This window comes from Clostridium tarantellae, assembly GCF_009295725.1.
Lineage (GTDB): Bacteria > Bacillota > Clostridia > Clostridiales > Clostridiaceae > Sarcina > Sarcina tarantellae.
The window spans coordinates 1-9,397 of record NZ_WHJC01000133.1; the positions used below are offsets into that span (position 1 = coordinate 1).

9 protein-coding genes and 1 riboswitch are annotated in these 9,397 nt (G+C 24.4%); of the genes, 3 read left to right on the forward strand and 6 right to left on the reverse strand.

Translation table 11 applies throughout. The features are described 5' to 3' along the window. The first annotated feature begins 178 nt into the window (after positions 1 to 178). Together GBZ86_RS18680 and GBZ86_RS09495 are read left to right on the forward strand one after the other, a co-directional pair. Positions 179 to 1,345 carry a 3D domain-containing protein gene (locus GBZ86_RS18680; protein WP_152890070.1) on the forward strand — a complete coding sequence of 389 codons (1,167 nt, stop codon included), beginning with the start codon at positions 179 to 181 and terminating at the stop codon, positions 1,343 to 1,345. Between the two features lie 231 nt (positions 1,346 to 1,576). Then, complete coding sequence (locus tag GBZ86_RS09495) at positions 1,577 to 1,900, forward strand: hypothetical protein (RefSeq protein WP_152890072.1); 324 nt, start codon at positions 1,577 to 1,579, stop codon at positions 1,898 to 1,900. A 55-nt stretch (positions 1,901 to 1,955) separates the two neighbouring features. Here GBZ86_RS09495 and GBZ86_RS09500 read toward each other — a convergent pair whose 3' ends face one another. The 5 genes from GBZ86_RS09500 to ppcA form a co-directional block, all read right to left on the reverse strand. After that, complete coding sequence (locus GBZ86_RS09500; RefSeq protein WP_152890074.1) at positions 1,956 to 2,273, reverse strand: CGGC domain-containing protein; 318 nt, start codon at positions 2,271 to 2,273, stop codon at positions 1,956 to 1,958. Between the two features lies 1 nt (position 2,274). After that, positions 2,275 to 3,045, reverse strand: a complete 771-nt coding sequence (locus GBZ86_RS09505; protein WP_152890075.1) for an ABC transporter ATP-binding protein — start codon at positions 3,043 to 3,045, stop codon at positions 2,275 to 2,277. Then, positions 3,046 to 4,137 carry a FecCD family ABC transporter permease gene (locus tag GBZ86_RS09510; RefSeq protein ID WP_422678914.1) on the reverse strand — a complete coding sequence of 364 codons (1,092 nt, stop codon included), beginning with the start codon at positions 4,135 to 4,137 and terminating at the stop codon, positions 3,046 to 3,048. Positions 4,138 to 4,153: 16 nt separating this feature from the next. Continuing rightward, positions 4,154 to 5,158, reverse strand: a complete 1,005-nt coding sequence (locus tag GBZ86_RS09515; RefSeq protein WP_234885145.1) for an ABC transporter substrate-binding protein — start codon at positions 5,156 to 5,158, stop codon at positions 4,154 to 4,156. A 159-nt stretch (positions 5,159 to 5,317) separates the two neighbouring features. Next, positions 5,318 to 5,499: riboswitch (cobalamin riboswitch) on the reverse strand. A gap of 143 nt (positions 5,500 to 5,642) precedes the next feature. Beyond that, complete coding sequence (gene ppcA / locus GBZ86_RS09520; RefSeq protein ID WP_152890079.1) at positions 5,643 to 7,256, reverse strand: phosphoenolpyruvate carboxylase; 1,614 nt, start codon at positions 7,254 to 7,256, stop codon at positions 5,643 to 5,645. 387 nt (positions 7,257 to 7,643) lie between these two features. Between ppcA and GBZ86_RS09525 the strand changes: the two genes are divergently transcribed. Beyond that, positions 7,644 to 8,549, forward strand: a complete 906-nt coding sequence (locus GBZ86_RS09525; protein WP_152890081.1) for a radical SAM protein — start codon at positions 7,644 to 7,646, stop codon at positions 8,547 to 8,549. A 72-nt stretch (positions 8,550 to 8,621) separates the two neighbouring features. On the opposite strand, the gene GBZ86_RS09530 is transcribed toward GBZ86_RS09525, so the two are convergent. Continuing rightward, positions 8,622 to 9,374 (reverse strand): PHP domain-containing protein, encoded by a 753-nt coding sequence (locus GBZ86_RS09530; RefSeq protein WP_152890083.1) that lies wholly within the window; start codon positions 9,372 to 9,374, stop codon positions 8,622 to 8,624. Positions 9,375 to 9,397: the final 23 nt, after the last annotated feature.

Consider the following 9,397-nt stretch of genomic DNA (forward strand, 5'->3'; position numbering starts at 1 on the left):
TTATATTATTAACAACTTATAATTATCAATATTTACTCTTTTATTTTTCCAAATTTTATGAAAATTTTGTCCTTTTTTAATTATTATGTTATAATACTAAAAAACGAAGAGTTTTTAACATAAATTGGTAAAGGTTTTAAAATTTTGGGTTACACTTAAGATAGGAGGAATATATTGAATGAATAAAAAAACATTATCTTTAATTATTGTTTTGTCGTTAGCTCTAAATAACTGTTCTGTTGCTTTAGCTAATACTCCTGAAGAAACAATAAAAAAAAGTAAAGAGACATTTCAACAATTAGATAGTAAAATTATGGATCTAAATGCGCAAATATCTAATTTAAATAATGATATTAATAAACTTAATTCTCAGCTTTCTGAAAATAAAACTAACATTCAAAATACAGAAAAACAAATTAAAGATACTGAACATGAAATATTGGATGTTGAAAAAAAAGTAGAAAAAAATGAAACTATTCTTGGTAAAAGAATGAGAGCATTATATAAAAATGGTCAAGCTTCTTCTCCATTAGCTGTTATAATTTCTTCAGAAAATATGTCTGATTTTATAACAAAACTTACTGCAGTAACGAAAATTGTTACATTAGATAAAGAAGTAATAAAAGATTTAGATGATCAAAAAAATACTCTTAAAAGTGCACAGAATAATTTAAATACTAAAAAAGAGAATTTAGAAAAGCTTCAAAAATCTACTGAAAGTGATTTGAAAAATTTAAATGAAAAACAAAATGAACAAAAATCAACTTTAATTAAATTAAATGAAGAAAAAGAAAAAGTAGCTTCTGTAATAGAAGAAAATGAAAATTTATTGGTAGCACATTCAATATCAGTTATTGATTCTTCAAATTCATCTAAAGTTGATATTGAAAATGCTGTTTCTTCACTTAAAGGTTTATTACCTCAGCTTAATAGTAGTACAGTTAAATCTAAAGTAAATTCAGCAATTAATAATGGAACTTCTAAATTAGAAGCTATGAATGTACCAAAAGTACCTAATTTTTCTAATACTGCACCAAGTAACGGTAGTTATAAAGCTACTTATACTATGGAAGCAACAGCTTATAGTGGACATACTATAACTGCTACAGGACTTAAACCAATTAGAGATCCTAATGGTATAAGTACAATTGCAGTTGATCCTAGTGTAATACCTTTAGGTTCTAAAGTTTATATACCAGGTTATGGTTATGCTATTGCCTCTGACACTGGTGGTGCTATAAAAGGAATGAAGATTGATTTATTTATGAATTCTGAAAGTGAATGTTATTCCTTTGGAAGAAGAAATGTAACACTTCATATAGTTGCATATCCAAACCAATGGTAAAATATATTTTTAAGGCTATAATTTTTTTAAATTATAGCTTTTTATTTATTCTTTAGGAAATTATAATTTTAAAAATCTGTGGATAACTTTAATTAAAGTGCTGAAGGCGGTCTTCGAAGCAGATTTTGTTCTAAAGAAAATTTATATATTACGAAAAACCTATAGTAAACATTTACATTTAATGGTATAATAAGTTTATAATATGATTAATTAAGAAAAGGGGTTGTTAAAATGAGTATTAGTATAAAACTTGAAAAAGAAATTAATAATGAGGTATTAAATGAGTATAAATCAAAATTAAATTTTATAAATAATATGATGAGTTCCTTAAGCTATAAAATTGGTATTAGCAATTTAAGTACTGAAGATTTAAGAAAATTTTCAGACATTTTTCAATTAACAATAAAAGTTTCTAAAGTTATTAACTCTTTATTTAACAATTCTTCTAAACATATAAAAAAAATTCCTACTTTTAATAGATATTTATCTTCTAGTTTAGAACAAGCTTATACCTCTATGAAATATCTTGTTGAAAAATATGCTATAAATGCTTAAAATACCTAAACTAGAGTGTTAACTATTTTAAGCTAACACTCTATTTATAAATTAATTAATGAGATCCTTCTTCTACATATATATCATTTTCTTTTATAAAATTTAAAATTTCATCATACCTGTTGCATTCAACTTTTATACATTTAGCTAAATGTATCGTTTTAATATTATTATTTTTAATTTGTTTTATTTTATAATCTAAATCCTTTTTCAAACTACTTTTACATCCATTACAATGAAATAAAGCTCCTAATTCTATATTTTTATTAACATATTTTTCAAAAGCTTTTTCCCTTTTATTAAAGGCATTAAAACATGCTGTTGCTGCACATTCATAGCTTACTTTTTCACAAACCATAATTCCTAATTTCACTTTATTTCCTCCTTGGAATAAATACTATATTTAAATTCCCTGTTATTTCATGTTTATGTACATAACTTTCTACTTCAAAAACTTCTCTTATTAAGTTGATAGTTAAAACTTTTTCAGGAATACCTTCACTAACTATTTTTCCCTTATTAACTACATATAACTTATCTGAATACATTGCTGCTAAATTTAAATCATGCAAAGCTGCTAATACGGTTATATTTAATGATTTTACTAAATCTAATATTTGAATTTGATATTTTATGTCTAAATGATTAGTAGGTTCATCTAATATTAATAAATCTGTTTGTTGAGCAATAGCTCTAGCTAATAAGACTCTTTGTTTTTCTCCGCCAGATAATGTTGAAAAGATTCTATCTTTATAGTTATACATATCTACTTTTGTAAGACATTCTCTTGCAATTTCATAATCTTTTTCATTATCTAATTCAAATAGTCCTTTATGTGGAGTTCTTCCCATTATAACTATATCCTTAACTTTAAAATCAAAATTATATTCATTAAATTGACTAACTACAGCTTGTTCTTTTGCTAAAGATTTTATGGATATTTTATTTATATTCTTACCATTAATATAAATACTCCCTTTATTAGCTTGTAAAACTTTATATAGAGTTTTTAATATGGTTGATTTTCCACTGCCATTAGGACCTATTATTCCAACAAAATTTCCTTTTTTTATTTTTAAGGAAACATTTTGAATAATTTCTTTTCCATTTAAATTTACAGCTAAATCCTGAATTTCTATCTTCATTTATTGTCCTCCTGTTTTATAAGCTTTATTTATCATAAGCCACATTAAACAAGGTGCTCCTAGCATTGAAGTTAATATTCCTATAGGAATTTCAACATTATTCATAATAGTTCTTGAAAAAACATCTGTCCATATTAAAAATATAGCTCCTACTAATGCTGTTATAGGAATTAATTTTTTATGATCTGCACCAACTATCATTCTTACAATATGAGGTATAATAAGACCTACAAAACCTATGGTTCCACATATAGAAACTAGTATTCCTGTAACTAAAGAACATATTATCATGTATATTTTCCTATACTTGGTGATATCTATTCCTAAAGTTATACCCGTATTATCACCTAAAAGCATTGTATTCAATACTCTAAATTGAAAAAAGAAATATATTATAACTATTAATACTATAATACATGGAACCTTAATATTATCCCATGAAGCTGATACTAAACTTCCCATTAACCAAAAACTAACACTTTTCATTTTTTCAGCATTATCTACCATATAAATTATAAAACTAGTAAAAGAAGAACAAATAGAACTAACAATCATCCCTGATAAAATTAACTTATTTGAAGTTATTCTTCCACCTAAATTAGATAATAAAAAAACTACTATTGATGATATTAAAGCACCCATAAAGGCACCAAAAGTTATTCCCATACCAGCTAAAATTCCATTAAATCCAATTAATATAGCAAAAGTTGCCCCAAGAGAAGCTCCTGAGGACAACCCTAATATGTAAGGATCAGCTAATGGATTTTGAACTGTAGCCTGCATAACTACACCTATAACTGCTAAAGACATTCCAACTATAGCTCCTAATAAAACTCTTGGAAATCTAATTAGCCATACAATATCATATGCTGTACTATTAATTAAACCGTCTATATCTCCAATTGATATATGAAATATCTTATAAATTATTATTCTATACACATCATAAGCACTTAATTTTGCCGCTCCAAATGTTACTGCAAGTATCATAGATAAGAATAATCCTAAACTTAACATGAAAATTATTAAGTTTAATTTGTTAAATAAATGTTTTTTTTCTTTTTTTATTTTACCACCTTTATCTCTATCCATTTTTACTCCTTAATTCTTAATTAAATAAATCTGGATAAAAATCCTTAGCCATCTTTTCTATACCACTTACTGTTCTTACTCCACCTGCATAAGTTTCTGCCAATGGTGTATTTATTATTCTTTTATTTTTTATTGCATTTACTTTCTGTAAAGCTTTGTTATTTAATAAGCTATCTACTCCCTTATTATCTTTATCTTGTTGTTCAAAATAAATTAGTATTATTATATCAGGATTTAATTCAATTATATTTTCTACACCTATACTTCCACCTTTATCACAGATATTTTCTCCACCTGCTTTTTCTACCATATCTGCTACTAAAGAATTTTCTCCATAAGCTCTATATTTGTTATCTCCTTCCCCTTCTATAACTAAAACTCTTTGTTTTTTATCTAATTTATTTGTTTTTTCTTCTATACCTTTAATTTTATTTTTCATATCTGTTACATAATTTTTAGTTTTATCTTCTATGGCAAATATCTTGCCTATATCTTCAATATCTTTATATATATTTTCTAAAGTATTCTTTTTAACTGCAGTATTTCTTTGTATATATGTTTGTACATTTTTCTCATTCCAAGAAGAAACACTACCTAAATTTTTATCAGAAAATGCACTTTTCCATCCTATGATAAAATCAGGATTATTTTCTAATACTACTTCTTTTGATGGATATTTAGCTGCTAAAACTGGAATTTTTTCATAATCACTTTTTAATGATGGTAATATTTCATTATCTAAATAAGCTGTTCCTATAACATGTTTACCTAGTCCTAATTCTAATAAAATTTCTGTAGTAGTTTGATTAGTACTTATAACTCTTTTTGGAGTTTCATTAAAAGTTTCCTTTATTTCATTTCCTTGAGAATTAAAATTTTCTACTGTAACTGGATAATTTTCATTAGTACTAATACTTTGTTTTTTATTATTTTCTTCTTTATTATTTCCTCCACAAGAAATTAGTGAAAAACTAAAAATTAATAATAAAAGCATTGATATTTTTTTAACTATTTTATTCATTTTTTCCTCCATAATAATTTTTCTTTTGTCAATTTTAAATTTAATAAATAATTTATTGTTTAATTGCTTTTCGCAAGTATAACAAATAAAAAAATCTCCCTAAAAAAGGCAGATTTATAACTAATTTATAAATAATAAATTAAAACCTCCCTCCGAAGTCTATTTAATAAATTTTTGGCAGGTCTCCTGGCTTTCACATCAAACCCTATAAATCCCTTCCCAATTGTTAAAATCAGTGGATTTTATTTATAAGTAGTGTTTACAGTAGCGGGGGCTGCGTTGGCTTTTCACCAATCTTCCCTATTAATTTTATTTATAAAACCAAAAATTTTTGTGTGAAATTTTAATACTTGCTTTTCTATTATACCCCTTTAATTATATAAACTCAAACTATTTTGTAAAAATATTAATCATTTTCATTTACTTAACAAAAAACACTTAAATTAGATTTTAAAACTAATTTAAGTGTTTTTTATTTTTAATTTTATCCTATACTTCCTCTAACTTTACCCATTCTAACAATCCATTCATTTAATATTTTAAGTTCTTCCGTTTTGCTACTTATAATATTATCTTCTAATCCTATTAAATGCATTAGTATAGGACGAGTTGTTTTAAGTAAAGTATGATAAAAATCTATTTCATCTAATTCTTCATAATCTAATCCAAGATTTAATATTTCATTAACAAGTATCATATCTTCTTTATATTCTTTTCTTGCTGATTCATCTATTATTCTTTTAGCTACTTTACTATTTGCAAACTTAGCTGCAAAACCTAAATCATCTTTCAAGATAGGATAGAATTTTAATAACTTATCTATACCTTGCTGACCATATTTTTCTTTTATTTCTTTTAAACCTCTACCCATTCCTAAAAGTTCTGGAGGCATTCCTAAAGTATACATAGCACCAGTGAAAGAAATAGCTCTTGGCACTGCATATTCTGTAGAGTTATCTATACTTAAAATTTCTTCTTTTAATTTTTCATCTTTAACTAAATTTGCTATATTATCTAAATTAGCAACTTCTCTATTATATTCTAAACCAGTTTTAGCTTTTGTTAATCTATCTCTATTTTTAGGTATAAAATCTGATACAAAAGAAACAGTATTAACAATCTTTAAAAATGTTTTTAAGTAATATTTAGATAAAATACCTATGAACTCTTTCATTAGATCTCTATCCTCTTCTGTTAATGGTTTATGTATTGAAGTTTCTATTTTTTCTCTTAATTCTTTAGCTGCTATTTTAGCTTTTTCCTCACCATGATCATATCTTAAAGCAGATTGAAAAGTAAATGTCTTAATTCCACTATAAGTTTCAATGATTTTATCAATATTTTCTGCTGTAAAATGTCCTCTAAATGGTAAAGAACCACATCCTAAAATCGGTGCTATTTCTACCCCATTTTTTTCTCCCCATTTATATGCACTATCTATAGCCATAATTACAGATAAAACACCTGATATCAATCCATAAGACATAGCAGTATCTGAACGTGCTATCATAAATCTTAAATAATCTATATTATGTCCCTTTTCTTTTTCTATATTATAAAAATCATTTAATATTTTATCTACATTAACTAAAGCTGGAACATCTTCTACTAATGGAATAATTCTAATACTATTTTCTTTAAATTTAATAGGATAATTTTTATTACCCATATCTATAACTGAATTAACTCTTTCTTGAAATTCTGATATTTCTTCACCTGTTTCAACCATTGGTACTATAACTTCTGAAATCGCTTGTTCACTTGTTAATTGATATGCTTGAACATTAGTTTCTACAATAGACATCATACTCATTAATTGTCTAAAAACAGATTCTTTATTAGCATTTGGTATCCTAGGAGTTATTTTTACATCTTTTCCTGGAATAATATCATTTGAAATTAATCCTAAAGCTACTTGTGAAGTTTGATGATAAGGAGTTAATTTCCCTTCAAAATCTATCATTATTTCTTCTATGCCTAATCCATCTTTATTTTGTGGCTTTAATGCTTTAATAGCTTCCTCTGGCTCTTGTTGTATTGATATATAAGTTTCAACATTATCCGGATGTTGTGTCATCATGGAACATGGAATTTTCATAAGTATCTACCCCTTTACTGCAATTATGAATTTGTTGTTTTAATTATATTTCATTTTAATTATATTTTCAAGATTTTTTTATTATTTTTTGCAAGATTTTTTTCCTTCACTTGTATTTAATAATGAAGGAGATATTTCTTTTTCAAAACAACTTTCTTGAATTTCCGAACTTTTTCTTTATTATATTTAATATCATCTCTTTTTTTATGTTTTAAAAAAGAACCTAACTAATAGTATTATGCTATATTTCTAATATAATTATATTAAAATTCCCCTATTTTAATACTTTTATTACTTTTTAATAATTAATAGACTAACTCTAATATTGGATTATAATCGTAATATAAATTATAATTATATAAAAAAAATAATAAGTAAGGTGATTAAATGGAATTAAATAAAATGTTAGAAGAATGTACTTTATGTATAAGAAATTGTAAGGTTAATAGATTAAATAATAAACTAGGTTTTTGCAAAGCAACTAATGTAATTAAGGTAGCTAGAGCAAAATTACACTTTTGGGAAGAACCTGCAATATCAGGAAAAAATGGCTCTGGAACTGTATTTTTTTCAAATTGCAATCTAAGATGTGTATTTTGTCAAAATCATATTATATCATCTGAAGGTTTTGGTAAAGAAATATCAATTAATAGATTATCAGAAATATTTTTAGAATTACAAAATCAAGGTGCCCATAATATAAACTTAGTTACTCCTACTCACTATGTCCCGCAAATAATAAAGGCTCTAGATATAGCTAAAAAAAATGGCTTAACTATTCCTATAGTTTATAATACTAATGGTTATGATTCTTTAGAAACAATAAAATCTCTTAATGGATATATTGATGTTTATCTTCCTGATTTTAAATATTTCAATAATAAATTTGCAATAAAATATTCTAATGCAAATAATTATAGTAATAATATATTAAATATTTTAAATGAAATGTTTTCTCAAGTAGGAAGTGTTCAATTTAACTCCCTTGGAATTATTAAAAAAGGTATCATAATACGTCATTTAATGTTACCTGGTTTACTATTTGATTCAAAAAAAATTATAGACTCTATATATAAAACCTTTGGTGATGATGTGTATATATCTATTATGAATCAATATACTCCTACATATAAAGCAAAAGAGTATTCTGAAATTAATAAACCTCTTAATAATAAACATTATATATGTCTTATAAACTATGCTTTAAATATAGGAGTAATAAATGGATTTATACAAGATTCAGGAACTAATTGTGAAAGTTTTATACCTGAATTTAATAATGATGGTGTTTAAATTAATTTTATTTTATCAAAAACTTCTAGTTAATTATTTTACTTAACTAGGAGTTTTTACTATTTTAAATTTTTACATATTTGAATTTAACAAACATTTTTTTATTATTTTTGATGAAAAAATTCTAAGATTTAAAGAATTAGAAATACTTATTTCATACTCTTTATTTTTTATACAATTTTTAATATCTTTTATAGTAAAACAACTTTCTTTTAAAATAGTTTTAAGAGAACCTAATTGAATTGGATAATGACTATCACTTCCTGTAACTATATTCACTTCTGTAATTTTAGAAAGATTTTCTACTTCTTCTCTAGCAATAAATAAACCTTTGTTATATATATCTTTACCATTAAGATCTAAAGCATCTAACTTATTAAGATATTTATTAGGATGTAAATATAATTTATGACCTTTCCTATAGGGATGCGCTCCTATTTTTAAACAATTATACTCTTTAGCTAAATTTAAAAGTTCTTCTAATTCAATGAAATTGTTCTTATCCATATTTTTTTCTAAAATTTTTCTAATATGGATAATTTCATCTCTTCCACTTGAAAGTATAATATGTCCTTTATTTTTAACACTAACTTCTATTCCTAGAAAAACTGAAAAATCATTTATTAAATATCTATCTCCTCTATAAGGAAATTTTTCATTTAAATAATTGTAAATTTCTTCAAAATAAACCGCATTAAAATGCTCACACATAATAAAAGCATCTAATCCACTTTCCTTAGCATAATTTATCCCTTGTAAAAATATATTTTCATCAAAGTGCATTTTTTTACTAATTAAACCATGGACATGAAAATCAATATTCATAAAACATTCCTTTTATATTATTT